Source organism: Frigoribacterium sp. CFBP 13707 (assembly GCF_014842245.1).
Taxonomy (GTDB): Bacteria; Actinomycetota; Actinomycetes; order Actinomycetales; family Microbacteriaceae; genus Frigoribacterium; species Frigoribacterium endophyticum.
In genome coordinates this window covers 1-16,814 of record NZ_JACYVL010000020.1, presented here as the reverse complement: position 1 = coordinate 16,814, position 16,814 = coordinate 1, and the positions used below count along the sequence as shown (strand labels likewise).

Annotated in this window: 22 protein-coding genes; 10 read left to right on the top strand and 12 right to left on the bottom strand. The window is 70.0% G+C overall.

Going from position 1 to position 16,814, the window contains the following annotated elements:
* Positions 1 to 224 (bottom strand): GH25 family lysozyme (locus IFT45_RS17380; RefSeq protein ID WP_371811066.1); only part of this gene is annotated, 224 nt, incomplete at its 3' end.
* Positions 225 to 499: 275 nt separating this feature from the next.
* On the opposite strand from IFT45_RS17380, the gene IFT45_RS16225 reads away from it, so the two are divergent.
* Both IFT45_RS16225 and IFT45_RS16220 read left to right on the top strand, forming a co-directional pair.
* Entirely contained in the window at positions 500 to 1,174 is a 675-nt protein-coding gene (locus tag IFT45_RS16225) for a hypothetical protein (protein ID WP_206759082.1), read from the top strand.
* Between the two features lie 243 nt (positions 1,175 to 1,417).
* On the top strand, positions 1,418 to 1,945 hold the full coding sequence (locus IFT45_RS16220) for a hypothetical protein (RefSeq protein WP_192129448.1): 528 nt from the start codon (positions 1,418 to 1,420) through the stop codon (positions 1,943 to 1,945).
* Between the two features lie 77 nt (positions 1,946 to 2,022).
* On the opposite strand, the gene IFT45_RS16215 is transcribed toward IFT45_RS16220, so the two are convergent.
* On the bottom strand, positions 2,023 to 2,286 hold the full coding sequence (locus tag IFT45_RS16215) for a hypothetical protein (protein WP_192129447.1): 264 nt from the start codon (positions 2,284 to 2,286) through the stop codon (positions 2,023 to 2,025).
* Positions 2,287 to 2,784: 498 nt separating this feature from the next.
* Between IFT45_RS16215 and IFT45_RS16210 the strand changes: the two genes are divergently transcribed.
* Together IFT45_RS16210 and IFT45_RS16205 are read left to right on the top strand one after the other, a co-directional pair.
* Positions 2,785 to 3,021 carry a hypothetical protein gene (locus tag IFT45_RS16210; protein ID WP_192129446.1) on the top strand — a complete coding sequence of 79 codons (237 nt, stop codon included), beginning with the start codon at positions 2,785 to 2,787 and terminating at the stop codon, positions 3,019 to 3,021.
* 71 nt (positions 3,022 to 3,092) lie between these two features.
* A complete protein-coding gene (locus IFT45_RS16205) occupies positions 3,093 to 3,284 on the top strand; it encodes a hypothetical protein (RefSeq protein WP_192129445.1) in 192 nt (63 codons plus the stop codon).
* 480 nt (positions 3,285 to 3,764) lie between these two features.
* Here the strand turns inward: IFT45_RS16205 and IFT45_RS16200 are convergent, their stop codons facing one another.
* Positions 3,765 to 3,986, bottom strand: coding sequence for a hypothetical protein (locus tag IFT45_RS16200; protein ID WP_192129444.1), 222 nt, complete (start codon positions 3,984 to 3,986; stop codon positions 3,765 to 3,767).
* Positions 3,987 to 4,118: 132 nt separating this feature from the next.
* Positions 4,119 to 4,724 (bottom strand): hypothetical protein, encoded by a 606-nt coding sequence (locus IFT45_RS16195; protein WP_192129442.1) that lies wholly within the window; start codon positions 4,722 to 4,724, stop codon positions 4,119 to 4,121.
* 287 nt (positions 4,725 to 5,011) lie between these two features.
* Here IFT45_RS16195 and IFT45_RS16190 point away from each other — a divergent pair, with 287 nt between their 5' ends.
* Complete coding sequence (locus IFT45_RS16190) at positions 5,012 to 5,677, top strand: SDR family oxidoreductase (RefSeq protein ID WP_192129440.1); 666 nt, start codon at positions 5,012 to 5,014, stop codon at positions 5,675 to 5,677.
* A gap of 236 nt (positions 5,678 to 5,913) precedes the next feature.
* Here IFT45_RS16190 and IFT45_RS16185 read toward each other — a convergent pair whose 3' ends face one another.
* The gene (locus tag IFT45_RS16185) at positions 5,914 to 6,600 is read right to left on the bottom strand and encodes a hypothetical protein (protein WP_192129438.1); all 687 of its coding nucleotides are present in this window, start codon (positions 6,598 to 6,600) and stop codon (positions 5,914 to 5,916) included.
* 165 nt (positions 6,601 to 6,765) lie between these two features.
* Between IFT45_RS16185 and IFT45_RS16180 the strand changes: the two genes are divergently transcribed.
* Entirely contained in the window at positions 6,766 to 7,566 is an 801-nt protein-coding gene (locus IFT45_RS16180) for a nucleotidyltransferase domain-containing protein (RefSeq protein WP_185233087.1), read from the top strand.
* A 9-nt stretch (positions 7,567 to 7,575) separates the two neighbouring features.
* Here the strand turns inward: IFT45_RS16180 and IFT45_RS17590 are convergent, their stop codons facing one another.
* A complete protein-coding gene (locus tag IFT45_RS17590) occupies positions 7,576 to 8,064 on the bottom strand; it encodes a VanZ family protein (RefSeq protein ID WP_185233085.1) in 489 nt (162 codons plus the stop codon).
* 170 nt (positions 8,065 to 8,234) lie between these two features.
* Here IFT45_RS17590 and IFT45_RS16170 point away from each other — a divergent pair, with 170 nt between their 5' ends.
* A complete protein-coding gene (locus IFT45_RS16170; RefSeq protein ID WP_192129436.1) occupies positions 8,235 to 8,519 on the top strand; it encodes a hypothetical protein in 285 nt (94 codons plus the stop codon).
* A 59-nt stretch (positions 8,520 to 8,578) separates the two neighbouring features.
* Here IFT45_RS16170 and IFT45_RS16165 read toward each other — a convergent pair whose 3' ends face one another.
* Positions 8,579 to 9,322, bottom strand: coding sequence for a hypothetical protein (locus IFT45_RS16165; protein WP_192129434.1), 744 nt, complete (start codon positions 9,320 to 9,322; stop codon positions 8,579 to 8,581).
* A 126-nt stretch (positions 9,323 to 9,448) separates the two neighbouring features.
* Here IFT45_RS16165 and IFT45_RS16160 point away from each other — a divergent pair, with 126 nt between their 5' ends.
* Positions 9,449 to 9,955: a hypothetical protein gene (locus IFT45_RS16160; protein WP_192046011.1), complete on the top strand. Its 507-nt coding sequence runs from the start codon at positions 9,449 to 9,451 to the stop codon at positions 9,953 to 9,955.
* 52 nt (positions 9,956 to 10,007) lie between these two features.
* Here the strand turns inward: IFT45_RS16160 and IFT45_RS16155 are convergent, their stop codons facing one another.
* From IFT45_RS16155 to IFT45_RS16145, 3 genes are all read right to left on the bottom strand, one after another.
* Positions 10,008 to 10,265: a hypothetical protein gene (locus tag IFT45_RS16155; RefSeq protein ID WP_185233077.1), complete on the bottom strand. Its 258-nt coding sequence runs from the start codon at positions 10,263 to 10,265 to the stop codon at positions 10,008 to 10,010.
* A gap of 63 nt (positions 10,266 to 10,328) precedes the next feature.
* On the bottom strand, positions 10,329 to 10,661 hold the full coding sequence (locus IFT45_RS16150; RefSeq protein WP_192129432.1) for a hypothetical protein: 333 nt from the start codon (positions 10,659 to 10,661) through the stop codon (positions 10,329 to 10,331).
* 94 nt (positions 10,662 to 10,755) lie between these two features.
* A complete protein-coding gene (locus IFT45_RS16145) occupies positions 10,756 to 11,952 on the bottom strand; it encodes a glycosyltransferase (protein ID WP_192129430.1) in 1,197 nt (398 codons plus the stop codon).
* A gap of 63 nt (positions 11,953 to 12,015) precedes the next feature.
* On the opposite strand from IFT45_RS16145, the gene IFT45_RS16140 reads away from it, so the two are divergent.
* Both IFT45_RS16140 and IFT45_RS16135 read left to right on the top strand, forming a co-directional pair.
* The gene (locus IFT45_RS16140) at positions 12,016 to 12,912 is read left to right on the top strand and encodes a UbiA family prenyltransferase (RefSeq protein WP_371811064.1); all 897 of its coding nucleotides are present in this window, start codon (positions 12,016 to 12,018) and stop codon (positions 12,910 to 12,912) included.
* Positions 12,909 to 14,342: an FAD-dependent oxidoreductase gene (locus tag IFT45_RS16135; protein ID WP_192129428.1), complete on the top strand. Its 1,434-nt coding sequence runs from the start codon at positions 12,909 to 12,911 to the stop codon at positions 14,340 to 14,342. The genes IFT45_RS16140 and IFT45_RS16135 overlap by 4 nt, the downstream gene beginning before the upstream one ends.
* A gap of 29 nt (positions 14,343 to 14,371) precedes the next feature.
* Here the strand turns inward: IFT45_RS16135 and IFT45_RS16130 are convergent, their stop codons facing one another.
* Together IFT45_RS16130 and IFT45_RS16125 are read right to left on the bottom strand one after the other, a co-directional pair.
* Complete coding sequence (locus IFT45_RS16130) at positions 14,372 to 14,842, bottom strand: GNAT family N-acetyltransferase (protein ID WP_192129420.1); 471 nt, start codon at positions 14,840 to 14,842, stop codon at positions 14,372 to 14,374.
* A 149-nt stretch (positions 14,843 to 14,991) separates the two neighbouring features.
* Positions 14,992 to 16,467, bottom strand: a complete 1,476-nt coding sequence (locus tag IFT45_RS16125; RefSeq protein ID WP_192129417.1) for a hypothetical protein — start codon at positions 16,465 to 16,467, stop codon at positions 14,992 to 14,994.
* Positions 16,468 to 16,814 lie beyond the last annotated feature (347 nt).

The window sequence follows — 16,814 nt, the reverse complement described above, 5'->3', positions numbered from 1 at the left end:
GCCCAGTTGTCGTCGAATCGGGGGTCTTGGTAGCTCGAGCCTTCCGTCGCCTTGATCCATGCGAAGTCGATGTCCTCCTCCGCCAGGACGTCCCAGTTGATCGTGCCTTGGTACGCGGACACGTCGACGCCCTGCACCGGGTACCGGAGGGCCGCTGTGCGAGTGGGCCAGAGCGTGCCCGTGAAGAGAAGTGCGGCGATGACGAGCAATGCGAGGGCTACCACGGCGGCCGAGAGGACGACGCGCCGCTGCCGCCGTCGTCGAGGAACTGGGCCTGTTCGGACCGAGGCGCCGCCTCTGTTCTCGTCATGTTCGTTCGCGTCAGGCCCCATAGGACAAAAGGCTACGGGGGGAGCGCGAACGGGCACATCAAACGACCTGCGACCAGTCCCGATAGACGATCGTCCTGCCGTCGCAGATGCTTTGAGGTCGAGGAGGGGCGTTACGCTCGCGTCAAGGGGGAACAGTGAGAGGGAAACGCACAGGTCCGCTCCTGTTGGTGCTGGGTTTGGCTCTGACGGGCTGCGCGTCTGAGGTGGTTGATCCCTCGCTGGCCGAGCATGTACGGCCAGAGGCAACAGAACTAGCGGACGACGCCTTGGCGTGGCCCGGTTCGGTATCGGCTCCCCGCATCACCATTGCGCGAGAAGACACCTGCACGTTCGCCGATGACCCGTCTGGCCTGTTCGACGACGCGAGTGGTACCCGTTGCCTGCAACAGGGCCGAGCTGTCTATGCCCTCCTCGACGCCGTCACTTCTGAGCAGGCGCTCGAGCAAGCTGCTGTCGCCCTCAAAGACTCGGATATCTCTCCGGTGGACCCGTTCGCAGACTCAGAAGATCTCCCTTTGCTTGCCGATCCTGCCTTCGGCGTTCTCACAGCACATCCCGCGTCCAGAGCTCACGGAACGGACGAGACGACCCTTGTCGTCGCGACACTTGACGCTTTCTTAGACCGCGCGTACTTCCACCCAACAGACGTCGTCGTTTCGTCTACGGCTGGGTTGGAAGGAGACGAACTAGCAACGGCGATAAGTGCCACGGGGGCCGCGTACGTGCTGGGGATCGAGTACAACCGTGAATACTTCGACAGCAGATCCGTCGGAGTGAACAAGGCGCCTCGCAACGATCAGCCTCCCTGCTTCGGCACGAGCGGCTACTGCCCCGGCGGGTAAGGCCCGTCGTGTCAGGTGAGTGGTGCCCGTTCGTCACTCCGCTCGGTGCTCAATGTGACTCACTAGGGCGCCTTCTTGGGGCAAACTTCGGCAAGGCCTTTCACGCTTACGCGTCGATGACCTCAACCCTGCGCCGACGATGCCTGCTCTGAGGGGGGCCCGATAGGATCCTCCTTCGGATCGAGGATTGAGCGGCCTCATACTGTGTTGGTGACTAGTGGTCTATCGGGCATCGTTCGTCGCGTGCTGGTGGGGATCGGATGCCTGTTCTTCGTGCCGGCCGCACTGGGATGGCCACTTCCAGCCGTCGTGCCTCGAGGCGGTAGCGCTACCGGTTCCCTCGACCGTTTCCGCAGCGACTGGGCGGCTTGGGTGTCGGCAGACGTCATCTGGCGATACGGATGGTCGACATGGGTCTGGGCTGCGATCGGGACCTTCATTCTGACGGCGGCGTTCGTTTTTTCACCGCAGGGCCGCTCCCTCATCACATCGTCGAGGATGGGGGAGCGGGCCCGGGTCGGTGTCACACTCCTGGTACTGGCTTCTGGACCGCTCCTGATTGGGCTGGTAGGTCCGCTGCTGGTGGTGTCGCTCGGCTGGCCCTCGTCCAACTACGGCCAGGACGCGACCGCCGCGGAGTTGCGGACGGCATGCCTGACAGTTGGCGCTTTGGTCATTGCGACGGTCGGGGTGGTCGTCCTGCGTGATGCTGTCGTTCGCGTTGTCGACGGCGATCAGGAACCGGTTCGCAAGGCTCAAGGAGGCAGATAGAGCAGTCCCCTCGACTAAGCGCCCAAGGGTGCCCGATAGACGATCGCTCTCCGGATCGCGTCGCTCAGCCATCGACGTCACTTGCGACTGCGCTCAGCTCGGGCGTTTCGAATGAAGCGAATGGTGAGTGATCCCACCGTGAAGATGACGGCGTAGGCCACGAGAGCCACCCACATGGGCGCTTGGACGCGGTCGATGAGGAACCAAAAGAGCGTGCCGCCGACGAAGACCAAGACAAGGTTGAAGAGAACGGATCTCGCCGGCAGCCACGGCGTCGCGTGCTCAGTCACTGCAGTTGCATCGACAGGGCGAGCTTGCGGCAGTTCTTCTTCGTTGCTCATCGGACGAGGATGCCCCATGCCGTGATGCGGCATGGAACAGCGTCCCGATAGACGATCGGCCAGTGCACCGCTTACGGGCGTCTGAGTGCGTCGTCTCGGGGAAGACGATCCGTGATGGCACGAATGTCGCCTGCGCCTTGGTCCCAGTCGAAGGCGGTGCGATGCACGACAGGGTCCACGAAGAACTTGAGACGCGTGGCGGAATCTCCGAGCGGTTCGAAGTCAACCGTCAAGTAGTGGCCGAACATGGCCCAGTTGGTTCGGGCTCGGTAGATGAGCCGGAGGTCTCTGGCACGCTCGAGGCGCAGTCTGGGGTTGCCGGTGGCTGCGGTGAGTACATCGGTGATGGCTAGGGCTGCCGGCCGGGTCAGGTCGAGAGTCGTCCGAGAGCGGGCGTTCTGGGTTTCCACGGTGACCATCGCTCCAACTAACTCCGCAGCTGCGTGCCCTGTAGGGGATCCCTCACCCAAACCCGGCACGGGGCCTTAACCTCAGGGCATGACTGTGTTCTGGCCCGCTCTCATCGTCGGTATCGTGATGCTGGTCTCGGGTGCTCTTGTCCTCCGGAACTCAGCCTCTCTCGCGTCTTGGCTGGGAAAGACGAGCGGCCGAGTGCCCGGTCGCGAGGGAGTTGATGGTGCCTACACCTCACGCAACGCCAAGGCCGCCGGAATCGGCTTTGTGGCCATTGGCGCATTAGGCATCGTTCTCAGCTTCCTGAACCTAAATTGGTAGGGATAGTGTCCGGTAAGCCATCCCGGTCTGGGCTGGCCGTCCGCGGCACAGCCGACGTGAAAGCATGAGTCGTGACGTCAGACAACGCGCCCAGAGACGGTCGGACAACGTGGCGCGTGATGCTCGTCGTTGCGCTGCTCATCGCTGCTACGTCGGTCATCTTGATTGCCATCGACCCTCACCAAGTGGGCATGTACTTCACGCTGATCGGCATGCTCTGCCTGATCTGGGTGAGCGTCACGAACCTGCGGCGACTCAAGTAGGTCGCTGCGCCCGATAGCCGATCCGCTCAGCGTTCGTCGTCGCGGGACCACGGGGACGTAGTGTCTGGGCATGAATCGTTCGTGGGAGGCGGCCCTCTGGCTTGGCTCGTCGGGGCTGATTGTGCTCGCGGTTGTCTCTCTCGTCCTCACGCACGGTGGTCAGTCGGGTGCCTACGGGACTACGTCGGCCATCTGCGACACGGACGGAGGGGGTTGCTTCCCTCCCAATTCTGAGGTGGCCGCAATCGTGACCGGGGCTCTTGCGCCCATTGTTTTTGCGGTCGGGCTAATAGGGCTGTTGTGTGCGCTGCTGCTGCGCGTAATTGCTGGTCTCGTTCTTATGAAGACAGTGGCGGAGCCAGGGTCTGAACCCTCGAGTCGGCGTGCGTCGCGCCCGGCGGAGTCTTTCGACCAGTTCAAGCCACCCCCGTCCCGTTAGACGATCGTTCTTCGGTGACTAGGTATTGGCGGGCCGCGCCCCTACTTTTCTGAACGTGCCTGTCTGATGCCGAGCACCAGATAGAGCACCCCACACACTATGAGAACGGCGCCCAGTGCCCAGTTGGGAAAGGCGCCCAGCAATCCGGCTCCGCCCGTTGAAGATCTGCTCGGCCCGAGGATAAGAAGGGTGCCGAAAACGATCGCGATCGAACCACCCACAATGCCGACCTTGGGGTTGGTGAAGTGCCTACGGCTGCCCATGTTCGCTCCCTCTCGAAGAGCTGAACTTAGTGCACGAGCAAGTACGGGGAGGGAAGGTGCGCCCGATAGGGGATGGGTTTGCGGCACCACTGGGGGTGCCTAGATCGTGCAGGGCCTTCTCCAGGAGGACGGTTAGCTTGCGGGGTGGATCTCGGCGCGCTGTCGCAGGCTGCTGGCGGACCACGGTTCCTGCCAGAGGTCGTCGAGGAACGCCTCGCGCTCTAGCCTCTTCGCGCGGTCGTCGTCGGCGGTGGGCAAGAGCCCGGCACGGCCTAAGTCGATCACCGCGTCGACTGCATGCGCGAAGCTCGGGGCCATGGCTCGAGGGAGGTCGGGCCAGCTTGCGTCGATGACGGTTCCTGATCGCTCGGGGACGGCATCGAGCACGGCTTGGTACCACTGCTCGTGGGTGACGGGAATCCAGGCGACGCTCCATTGCGAGTGCTCGCCATCGGACCGGGACCAGGTCACCTGCTCAGCGATCTGCTGCCCTGAGAGCGGCGGACCGCTGTCCAGCGTCGGCCACCACCCGGCCCCGCTCGACTGCCCGTCATGCGCACGGAGGAACACGTCGAGTTCGTCGGGGAGCGGCATCGGCTCCACGGCTGCTCGGAGCGCCTCTCGCACGTCGTCGTCGGCGGGGCCCCGCACGCTGTCCCATAGGGCCGGCGCCAGGTGGGGGAGGTCCATCCGGAGGCGGCGCAGAACCTCGGTCATGTGCTGGCCACGGTCATCCACGTCCCCATTGACCCAAAGTTCCGCTATGCGCAACAGCCCCTCTTAGAGGCATGCCGAAGGACACCGACGGCGCAATGGGCTGATTCTTGTCCCAGTAGCGGATCGTTCACCGAGATCAGTTTCGGACTGATCGATCGAGAGAACCGGCGCCCCGTAGCTGCGGGAGAGTGGCTGGCCTCCGCCGTTGGTCGGTGACCGATCATCTGTCGGACACGACCACGCGAGTCGAGGGTGCTACCCAGATCGGCCTCTGCTCAAGGAATCGACCGCTGCCATAGGGTCGGGGCATGCCTCTTGCGCTCATCACCGGAGCCGCGCGTTCGAACAGCATCGCTGCGGGCATCGTCCCTCGGCTCGAAGCCGATGGGTGGGAGGTCGTCACCAGCGACCTCGACACGGGTGACTACCCCTGCGACCTCTCGAGCCCGACCGCCCCGACCGCTCTGATCGAGCAGATCACGGGCGAGCGCGGATCGATCGGCGGACTCGTTCTCAGCCATGCGCACGGCGTCGAGTCCAACGTGCTGGACACCACCGCGGAGGCCTTCGACCAGCACGTCGCGGTCAACGCCCGCGCATCGCTGCTCCTGATCGCCGCGTTCGCCCGTCAGGTCGACGCCGACGGTGGAGCTGTCGTCGCGTTCACGAGCGACCACACCACCGGCAACCTGGCCTACGGCGCCTCCAAGGGCGCTCTCGACCGCATCGTCATCTCTGCCGCCCGCGAGCTCGGCCCGAAGGGCATCTCTGCGAACGTCGTGAACCCAGGACCGATCGACACGGGATGGATGGATGACGAGGCACGGGACGCGATGACGACGTACAACCCATCGGGACGGCCAGGGACACCCCGCGATATCGCTGGCATCACCGCGTTCCTGCTGTCGGACGAAGGACGGTGGATCAGCGGGCAGCTCCTACGTGCCGACGGCGGTTTCTCCGCGCAGTTCTGAATGGTGGCCACACACTAGGGGCGTCTCTTCAGCCGATCGTTCACCTGCGTGTTGACCGAGACCGTGCGGTGGCCGCGGCCCGTCGCTCAGCCGGTGTCCTTGCTCGGGACGGGACCGAGCCCGAGGGCCCGGTGCCTCTCGGCGGCTACGTCTTGGCGGCCCGACACGCGGGCAGGTGCGCCGAGCTCGACGCAGCCGAGTGATGACGTGCCGGGAGGGGATCGCTGTCCAGGCCGTCAGGTCGCGGATCGATTGATCGTGTCGCCGTCCCAGGAGAGGTCGGAGTCCTCGTCGACGGGGAAGGCCTCGAAGCGGCCGTCGGTGAGGATCGCGTCGACGAGCGCCCGGCTGCCGGCGACGATCGTGGAGTCCCAGTCGATCTCGCTGGCGAGCACCCAGGCGTGGTCCTCCGGCCAGAGCAGCTGGGGTGACTCGTCCGTCCGGAAGCCGATGTCGACGCCCCAGCCTGGCTCGGCGAGTTCCGTGGTGGTGGTCCGTGCGAGCACGTAGTCGTAACGATCGATGGTCGCAGAGCGGCCGATGAGGTCTTGGCCGCTGCCGCCGACCCAGTACGCCGCGAGGGCGTCGTCGGGTGTCGTGGTCGCGTCGCCGAGCAGTCGTGCGAGGGCAGCGAGCACCTGGGGGTCGAGGCGCCCGACATCGCTCGTTCCTCCCTGTGGCTCGTCGTGGTCGAGGAGTCGCTCCCACTGCACGAGGGGGTGCATCACCTTCCCGGCGGTGGCCGCGACATCCGCCCAGCGGCGGTGTTCCCAGGCGCCGCTGCCGGTGGCGCGTATATGCAGGATGCGCGCGTAGGCCTCGAAGTCGTACCCGGCGATCGAGCCGACCCGTGCCCAGCCACCCTGCCGGTACATCCGTCGCCCCAGCCAGGCCGCGCGTTCCACATCGTCGGTGATCTGCATGATCGTGACCCTGCCATGCCGGGGAGGCCGTGACGAGGAGGAAGAGGAGGCTTGCGCTGAGTCGCTGCGGGGAGAGAAGGGCACAACCGTCCCGCTGAAGGATCGACGACGGGACTGACCGGGTGTCTCGTCTGGGCGCATCGAGTGGCTGGGTAGAGTCTGGACATGCGCGCAGTCCCGGGGGGCCTCGATCCGTCGGTCGTGACACAGATCGACAGTCGTCTGGCGGGCGTCGCAGCTGAACACGACGTCCGTGTGCCCTGGGCGATCGAGAGCGGCAGTCGAGCGTGGGGTTTCCCGTCGCCGGACAGCGACTACGACTGCCGGTTCATCTACGTTCGCGCGCCGGAGGCCTACCTGTCGCTGTGGCCGTGGCGAGACGTCATCGAGACTCCCCTCGACAGCGTCCTCGACGTGAACGGGTGGGACCTCGCCAAAGCCGTTCGCCTCCTCGTCAAGGGCAACGCCGTCGTGATCGAGTGGCTGCGCTCGCCCATCGTCTACACGGGCGACGAGTCCTTCCGGGACGAGCTCCTCGCCCTCGCCGACGACGTCGTCGAGCGGGCGGCCGTCGGGCGGCACTACCTCCACGTCGCTCACAAACAGCAGGCGGGCAAGCCCACCCTCAAGCGCTTCTTCTACGTCCTCCGGACGACGACTGCGTTGCGGTGGCTGCACGTCCACCCGAACGAGACCGTTCCCCCGATGGACCTGCCGACGCTGCTCGCCGAGGCCGAGGTGTCGAACGACGTCCGTCTCGCGGCTGACACGCTGATCGCCACGAAGGCTCGAACACGGGAGATGGGCACGCAGGCTCCGCCACCGCAGCTCGCGCGGTTCGTCGAGGTGGAGCTGCAGCGTGCCAGCCACTTCGAGACGGATCCCGCCGTGAAGCACCCCGATGAGGTCCGGGCCACGACCGACGCGTACTTCCGGCAGGCCGTGGCCTCGAGCTCTGCCCGGTAGCCGATCGGCCTACGGTGCTGCTGTGACTCGACGGTCGAGGCCCAGGGCAGCGAGGGCGAGGAGTCCGCCGAGGACGGCGCCGATGGTGTTCGTGATCCAGTCGCCGGTGTCGCAGGCGCGTCCGAGGGCCGGGACGATCGCCTGGACGAGCTCGATGAGTGCTGACGTGGCAGTGCCGCCCATGACGGCCAGGACGGGGCGCCGGACGAGCAGGCCCGCGAGCAGGACCGGGGGGATGAACAGCAGCACGTTCGCCACCGTCTCGACGGCTCGGAGCCCGAAGTAGGGAAGCCCGACGGTGCAGGTCACGTCTCGGTCGACCCCGCCCTCCGGGTAGAGGGTCAGGCCGGCGAGGATCACGAGGGAGGCGATGAAGAGAGCCCGGAGCAGTCGCGGCCGCGGCACGATCGCGGCCGCGATGAACGGGCCGGTCAGGACTGCGAGGAGCAGGACGGCGACGGGGAGCCACGGCACCTGCACCAGGAGAGTTGAGAGCACTGACTCACCGTAGTGACCCAGGAGCTGCACGATGGGGGCTCGTTGCTCCGGTCCTGGATGTCCCTGATCTCGTAGCCACGTCGAAGGCTCTGGGCGCCGAGCTTCAGGAATCGCTCGGTCGAGACGCGCTGACGACGTGCAAGGCCCGCCGGCACCGCTACCGTGACCCCATGACCGATCGATCGCTCATGGACCGATGGACGTTCGTCCTCTGCGGCCTGGCCGTCGTGGCCCTCGTCGTCTGCGTGGTCAGCACGGTCAGTGCCGGTGCGCTCGCCCCGGTCTTCTTCTGGTCCGTGCCGGAGGGCACGGAGATCGTCACGACGAAGGAGCAGTACGAGTCGGTGCTCGTCACCCAGCTGGTCGGCAGGATCGCCGCAGCGGGCACCGTCGTCCTGGGCCTCGGCGCTCTCGTCCTGGTCCTGGTGAGTCGTCGAGCTGGTCGCGCTCGCTGATCGACCGACGCCGACGGCTGAGCCCAGTTCGGCCGTGCCGAGCAGCAGCCAGAACGCCGTCACCCGGTCGACTCGCCGCCCGGGCCGTTGATGGTGTCCCCGTCCCAGGAGGGGTCGTCGTCGGGGCCGACGTCGAACGCCTCGAAGCGGCCGTCGAGGACGATGCTCTCGATGAGGGCCCGAGTGCCGGCGACGATCGTCGAGTCCCAGTCGATCTCGGTCGCCAGGACCCAGGCGTGGTCGTCGGGCCACAGCAGCTGGAGGGACGGAGACCTGACGTGGGAGAACCACCCGAGTCCGAGGGAGAACCCCCAGTCGGGGTCGGCGAGCTCGTCGAGGGTCGTGCTGGTCAGGACGTACTCGCGTCCCGGCAGGTCGAGCTGTCTCCGGCTGGTGAGCTCGATCCCTCCGTGCCCGGTCCAGAAGCCGGCGACGACGTCGTCCGGCGTGCTCGTCGCACTGGCGAGGAGGGGGACGAGCGCCGCGAGGACGACGGGGTCCAGGGAACCGAGGGACGTCCCCGGTGCGTTCGGGTCCTGGTCGTCGAGGAGGCGGCCCCACTGGACGAGGGAGTGCATGGTCCGCCCGGAGGCGGCTGCGACGTCGGACCAGCGCCGAGCCGTCCAGTCGTCGGACGGCGGCACGCCCCACGCCCGACGGTCGTCGACGTGCCCGCTCTCCCGGGGGTGGAGGATCCGGACGTAGGCGTCGGCACCGTGCCCCGCGACGGAGCCCACGCTCGTCCGGCCGTGCACTCGTCCGGCGAGCCAGTCGCCACGCTCCACGTCATCGATCACGTCCACGGGAGCAGCGTGGCACGGCTCACCGGCGTCCTGCACCACCGTTCGCCCGGCAGGGGGGGTCCTGGACGGCTGGAGATCCTCCTCGGGGCGGACGACCCGCGGGCGGGCCTCTCCTACGGTGACGGCATGAGCCGTCCGGATCCTCCTGCCGTCGCCGCCTCGGTCGGAACAGGTCTCGTCGTGGCGTACGCCGTGGTGGGTGCCCTCCAGGTCCTCGTCTGGAACCCGCTCGCCGCGGTCCCGCGCCTGTCGCTGCCGGAGATCCACAGCGAGCTCGACCGCGTGGGCCAGTCGTTCTCACCCGCACCGGTGATCGCCTGGGCTGTGCTCGGCGTGGGCGCCGCGGTCGTCGTGGCGGTGTCGACGATCCGCCGCTCGCGCCTCACCCTCAGTCAGGTCGTCCTGGCACAGGCGCTCGTCCTGGTCGGGGGAGCGCCGTCGCTGCTTCTCGTCTCCTTCGCGCCGGGCATGCAGCTCGCCGACGGCTTCGGCATCAGCGGCTACGACCACTCACCGTGGGCTCGCCCGCTGTACCTGACGAGTCTGCTCGCGATGGTGGCAGCGATCGCTGCCGCGGGGCCCGCCGTCACGGCCAGCCGTGCTCGGCCGAGCGAGTGCGGGCGAGTTCTCTGAGCCTCCGCGCATGACCATGCGGCGGCGGATCGGCTGACCGACGTGAGGGGCCTCACCTCGTCGAGAAGGTGACCGAGCCGCCGTTGATCGAGGTGACCGTGAGGACGGCCTCGTCGCTCGTGTTCTCGACCCTGAGCCCGACGCCGAGGTAGCCGTCGAAGCGGTCCAGCACCTCCGCGGTCGCCACCATGCCCTGAGTCGTCCGCTGCGTGTCGGTGTCGTTCGTCGAGCACCCGGAGAGGCTCGTCAGCCCGTCGACGACCACCCCCAGTGACGCGACGCGGACGGTCATCGGAGCAGCGGTCTTCACACCGTCATGGTCGCAGAGGTCGCAGCGAGAGCGTCCCGCGACGCTGTCCAGGGAGGCGCGGTGTCAGAAGGGCAGGGGAGTCAGCAGCCAGAGGAGGAACAGGCACGCGCTGAGCACGAGTCCGAGGACGCCGAGCGTGAGGCCGACAGCGGCGGAGCGCGGCCGGAGGTCGCGGGGCGACGCCAGGTCGTCGCGCGCGACGACGATCGCGGCGACGCCGAGAGCGACCGACGCTACGGCCCAGAGATCCAGGAGGATGCTCACCCAGGGCAGCGGCGGTGCGCCGATCAAGGCCGGGGCGTTGCCGGCGGCCACCACGAGCGGGCCGGAGACGCTCAGCCCGCCGAGCGTCAGTGCCCACGACCGTGGGGCCGGCGTTCGTCTCAGTGTCGTCACGACGACGCCTCCTCTCGGCAGCGGACCCGGGAGTCCGCCTGAACTCTCCCAGCGACGAGGAGGCGGCGATTCCTCCTGCCGGATGATCTTCGCGTCAGAGGGACTCGAGCACGTCGAGCGCCCGCTGCACGCCGTGCTCCCGACGCATGAGGCGGCCCACCTCGGCGGCCCGCCCCCGACGGGTCAGGGCGTCGCCCATCGCGGGCGCGAGGGCACCGGCCGTCAGTCGGCGCAGCGGGACGGCCGCGGCCGCCACCCCCTGTCGGTGCAGCTGGGCTGCCCAGAACGGCTGGTCGGCCGTGACCGGCACGACCACGGCGGGCACGCCGGCCCGCGCGACGGCGTGGGAGGTGCCGGCCCCGCCGTGGTGCACCGCGAGCGTGGCGTGGGGCAGCACGGCGTCGAAGGGCACCGACGGCACCGCCAGCACGTCGGGGCCGCGGTGCTCCGGCGGCAGCGCGAGCCCGCCCCACCCGGTGACGAGCAGCACCCGGAGGCCGTGGGAACGGGCGGCCGCGACGACCGCCGCGCCGCGGGCCGAGGCGTCACCCGTCGCCATGGAGCCGAACGAGGCGACGACGACGGGCCCGGCGGCCAGGAAGTCGGTGACGACCGGTCCGCACGACGCGGCCGGCGCCTCCTCGTGCCAGGCCCCCGTCTGGTGCACCTGCTCCGGCCAGTCGTCCGGCCGCGGGAGCAGCACCGGGCTCACGGCCATCAGCGTCGCGCGCGACGGGGAGCGCCAGGACGGGCGCCGCCCGCCCGGCAGCTCGGCGGCGGCGCGCGCCACGTCGCCGTCGAAGAGGCGCGCGGCGGCGCGCGGCACGGCGTAGGTGGACCGGTTGTGGGCGCCGAGGTCGCGGGTGGCGGTGGGGCCGCCGGCGGCGGGGAAGCGCGCGCTGGGGGTGGCCACCGGCGCGAACTCCACGAGCACGCGCGGCACGCCCAGCGCGTCCGCCACCATCGGCGCGGTCAGGACGAGCGGGTGGTGCACCACCACGTCGGGGTCGAACGCGACCGTCTCGCGCACCGCGGCCGCGAGCAGGCGCCGCATCGCGGGCCGCACCTCGGCGAGGGCGTGACGCGCGAGGGCCCACGGGACACGACCGGCGGGGGAGAGCACGCGCCGCGCGTCCAGGCCGAGGGGCACGGTGCCCACTCCCTCGGGCGCGCCCGCGTCGTCGGGCAGGCCCAGGCGGACGTCGTGGCCGCGACTCGTGGCGTGTCGGGCCAGCGCGACGAAGGGCTCGACGTCGCCCCGGGTGCCGGCGGTGAGCAGCATGATGCGCATCCGCCCAGTCTGGGCCCGCGAGCCGTGGGCCCGCAGCGCGGCGGGCGGCGTACGGTCGGTCTCGTGACTGACGGTGCTGAGCGGATGTCGCGCGTCGCGCCGTCGGAGAGGGCTGCGACCGTGCGCCGCCTCGTGCTGATCTCACGCCCGGTGCTGTGGATCAACACCGTCGGGTCGGGTCTCGTCGCTGTGTGGCTCACCGGTGCGCTCTTCGACCTGCGGGCGCTGCCGGTCATCCTGTGGCTCACCCTGCCGTTCAACCTGCTCATCTACGGCGTCAACGACATCTACGACCAGGACACCGACGCGGCCAACCCCCGCAAGGGCTCGATCGAGGGCGCGAGGATCGAGCAGTCCGAGGTGCGGCTCATCGCCTGGGCCGTCGCGGTCACCAACGTGCCCTTCCTCGTCTTGTTCGCCGTCACGCTGCCGCCGCTCGCGATCGCCGCGATCCTGCTGTACGTCGGCGTGTTCGTCTTCTACTCCGCACCGCCGCTGCGCTTCAAGGCGCGGCCCTTCGTCGACTCGCTGAGCAACGCGGCCTACGCGCTGCCGCTCGTCATCGTGCCCGCGGCCCTCTCGGTGACGCCGGTCTGGCCCGCCGCCCTCGGCCTGATGGCCTGGAGCGTGGCCAAGCACGCCTTCGACGCCGTCCAGGACATCGTGGAGGACCGCGACGCCGGCATCACCACGACCGCCGTGCGGCTGGGCGCCCGCGGGACGGCGCTGTGGAGCGGGGCCTGGTGGGTCGTCTCCACGGCGCTCTTCGCCGTGGTGAGCGTGCCGGTGGCTGCCCTGAACCTCGTCATCGCCGGCATCCTCGTCGGGCGCCTGCTGCGCGACCCGTCGCCGGAGACCGGCCACCGCCTGTACCGACTGTCGGTCGCGTTCCCTTACATCGCGGGGTCGTTCGCCGGGGTGCTGCTGCTGGTCTCCATCGTGCTGGTGGGCCGGCCGTGAGCCGCGTGGTCGTCGTCGGCGGCGGGATTGGCGGGCTCACCGCCGCCGCGCTGCTCGCCCACGCGGGGCACCGCGTCACCCTGCTCGAGGCCTCGGCCGAGCTCGGCGGCAAGAGCCGTCGCATCCAGCTGGGGGAGGACCGCATCGACACCGGCCCGTCGCTGGTGACCTTCCCCGCCGTGTGGGACGAGCTGCTGCGGCGGCTCGGCGACGGCGGGCGTGCTCCCGACAGTGCTCGTGACGACGGCCACCTCGACCTCGTGCGCATGCCCGAGGTGGGGCGCTACTACTACGACGGCGAGGAGACCTCGTTGCCGGTCGCGCCCGGGCACCCCTGGTACCCCGCCTGGCGACGCTTCTCCGACCTGCACGCCCCCCTCGCCGACGACGTGACCGAGCTGCTGCTCTCGGACCCGCTCGACCGAGCTGCCCTGCCGGCCCTGCGCCGGCTGCTGGCCGTCTACGGCTCGCGTCTCACCACCCGCGCCTACCTCGACGGCCTGCCGTGGCTGCCGGACGGTCTGCGCGAGATCATCGCGATCCACACCCTCAACGCGGGCGTCTCGCCCTCGCGCACCCCCGCCCTGTACGCGAGCATGCCGGCGATCATGGCCGAGACCGGGGCCTGGGTGCCGCGAGGCGGCGTCTACGAGGTCGTCCTGGCGCTGGGCCGGCTGGCGGAGGCGGCCGGGGTCGAGGTGCGCACCGGCGAGGCCGTCACCCGCATCGAGCGCGGATCCGTCACCACCGAGCTCGGGCACCACCCCGCCGACCTCGTCGTCAGTGCCCTGGACGCCGATCGGCTCGCGACGCTGACCGGCCCGTCTCGCCTGCCGACGCTGCCCCGTCTGCGCCCCCGTGCCCTCTCCTGCTCCGCCGTCGCCGTGTACGGCGTGCTGCGGGAGGAGCTGCCGGCGGACTTCCCGACGCACGGCGTGGTGCTGCCGACGAAGCCCGCGGCGCTCCACCGCAGCCTCGAGGCGGGCGACGAGCCCGCCGACACCATGGTCTTCGTCAACCAGTACCGCGCCGGTGAGGTCTACCCCAACCAGCGCAGCACCGTCGGCATCCTGCTCACCGCGCCCGCCGACGGCGGTCGCTACACGGCCGAGCACCCCTTCGTGCGGCGCGAGGTCGACCGGGTCTCCGCGGCGATGGGGCTCGACGGGCCCCTCACCGACCTCCTCGACGAGCAGCTGGTGCTCGATCCGCAGTACTACGGCGCAGGCGGCGAGCCGCACGGCGCCCTGTACGGAGCCGCGCGTCCGCCGTGGCTGAGCGGCCCGTTCCACCGCCCGTCGTACAACGACCCGTGGCGGCCCTGGCTGTGGCGGGTCGGCGCGTCGGTGCACCCCGGCGGCGGCATCCCCGCCGTGGTGGGCGGAGCGATGATCGCGGTGACCCGGCTGCTGAGGTCGACGCCGGCCTGACCTGAGCGCGAGTCGGTCGGCGGGGCGGCTCAGAGGTCTCGCGCGAAGCAGACCGACTCGGGTGATCCGACGTAGGCACCGAACAGGGGGATGCGCGAGTAGCCCTCTCGCTCGTAGAAGCGGATCGCGTCCGGCTGGAGCGTGCCCGTCTCGAGTGCGACCTGTCGCGTGCCCAGCTCGCGCGCGGCGTTCTCGAGGGCCCGCAGGAGCCCGGACGCGACCCCCGACCCCCGTGCGTCGGGCACGACGTACATCCGTTTCACCTCGACGGCGGCCGGGCCGACCACCGTGTCGGCCAGGGGCCGCAGCCCTCCGCAGGCGATCGGGCGACCGTCGTCCGCCCGCGCGACGAGGAACACCGGGACGTCGGTCGCCGACGGCGGCGTGCCGGGTTCGTGGTCGTCGCTGCCGTAGCGGGCGTCGAGCTCGACCCGCTGGGCTCGACGGAGGCCGTCGGCGTCCGGGTGGTCGAAGGGTGTCCGCGTGATGGTCCAGCCCATGGTCGTCCTTCCGTGACGGTCGAGGAGGTGTCCATCCTCGCAGCCGGAGACCCTCGTCCCTCGTCCGCGGCGGCTCGATCGCGGACGGGGAGCACTCCACCTGGACGTCCCCGCCGCCCCCACAGGAGGGCGGCGGGGACGTCCGCGGGTCAGCTCGTGGCGCGTCGGCGGAGGCGCACGACGGTCAGGACGGTGCCGGCGGCGAGGAGGCCGGCGGCGAGCGGGACGAGACCCTGGGCGGGCTCGCTGCCCGTGTACGCGAGGCTGCCAGCGCTGGAGGTCGGCGCCGCACCGGACCCGGCAGGGACGACGACCGCGGTGCTGCGCACCTCGACCGGGAACGAGAGCGTGAAACCAGCGAGCGAAGCGCTCATGACGCGGGTTCCCGCTCCGTGGACCGTGAAGCCCTGGTACCCGGTGTCCAGGACGACTGCCTCGTCGCCTGGGCCGCTGCTCCTGTAGACGGGCTCGTCCGAGCCCTCGGGGAGGGCCTCGCGCGGCACGGCGTTCCCGAACTCGTCTCCGGCGTAGGCGGCGAGCACGACGCTCTGTCCGTCGTCGACGCTCACGGCGAGGACGTCGTCGTCGGCGGACGAGCCGACGGCTCCGGCGAAGGCCCAGGGGCCCGTGGCGGAGGTGGTGTACACCGTCGCGAAGATGCTCGCGGGCGCTGCGGCCTGCACCTCGAGGTCGACGACGAGGAGCTCTCCGATGCCGACCATGTTCAGGGTCGAGACGCCGAACGAGTACGAGCCGGCGTAGGTGCTCGTCCCGGAGATCGTGAGGGCGCCGGGGGTCTCGGTGACGGTCGCTCCGGCGGGGAGCGTGGAGACCAGGGTGCGAGGGTCAGCGACGCTGACGACCATGGGCGTAGGGTCCCCGGCGGCCTCCCACGTGAAGGAGTAGGGCTCGCCGGCGACGACCGTGAGGTCGGTGCCCGGCTGAGCGGTGAACGTGGGGGCGACGCCAGCCGCGACGCGCCGGTCGCTCACGACGGTGGCCGGTTCGTCGTCCGGCCCGGGCCCGGTGCCGGTGACGGCCACCTCGACGACGCGGCCCATGTCGGCGCCGACGAGGACGTAGGTCTCACCGACGGCGCCGTCGATGTCAGCACCGTCGCGGGTCCACTGGTAGGTGAACGTGGTGCCGGCGGGCCAGCCGTCCGTGACGGCGCGCTGGGTGTCGGAGAGCCGAGTCTCCCCGGAGACGATCACCGTGCCGGGCTCGGTGGCCGCCGCGGTGCCCACCTCCCCGCCGGTGTCGGCCTCGGTCTCGGCGGTGGGGGCCGGGGCCGTCGTGCCCCCGTCCGTCCCGGGTGCCGGCTCCGACGCCTCGTCCGCGGCAGGGACCTCGGCCTCGGGCGGGGAGGTCTGCGTGGGCCCTGCCTCGACTGCTGGCCCCACAGGTGCCGACCCCACCGACGGGGGTCCGGCCGAGGGGCCTCCCGCGTCGGTGTCGGGCGCCTGCGCCGGGTCGCTCACCACGCTCTCGTCGGCGGGCGCCGCGGCGGCGGTGGAGGTCGCAGCGGGTGCGGCAGAGGCCGTCGGCGCCGACAACGCCGTCCCGCCCAGCGTCACGGCGATCACGGACGGCAGAACCAGTGCGGTGAGCACGGATCTCTTCATGTGTTCTTCCCCTCGGAGATGTTGTCGGGGCGCCTTCTCCGCTCACCCCGCGAGCCCGGGTGACCATGTCGTCGTGAGCCCGTGGCCCCCACCGTAGGAGGCACGCCGGCTACGGGTGCACGCCGTTGCCCGTTCGTTGTCGAAGGTCATCCGCACGCATGAGGAAAGATCATCACAAGGTCGTGTCACCTTCGACGCCCACAGGACAGGGCACTCGTCGGCACGGGCCCCGTGCCCCGCCCCGATCGCCGTCGCCGACGGCTGCTCGCCGGCAGACCGCTCGTCCTAGCTGCCGGCGAACTGGGCGTCGGTGACGTGCTCGAGCCACGTGGTGGTGGCGGAGGGGT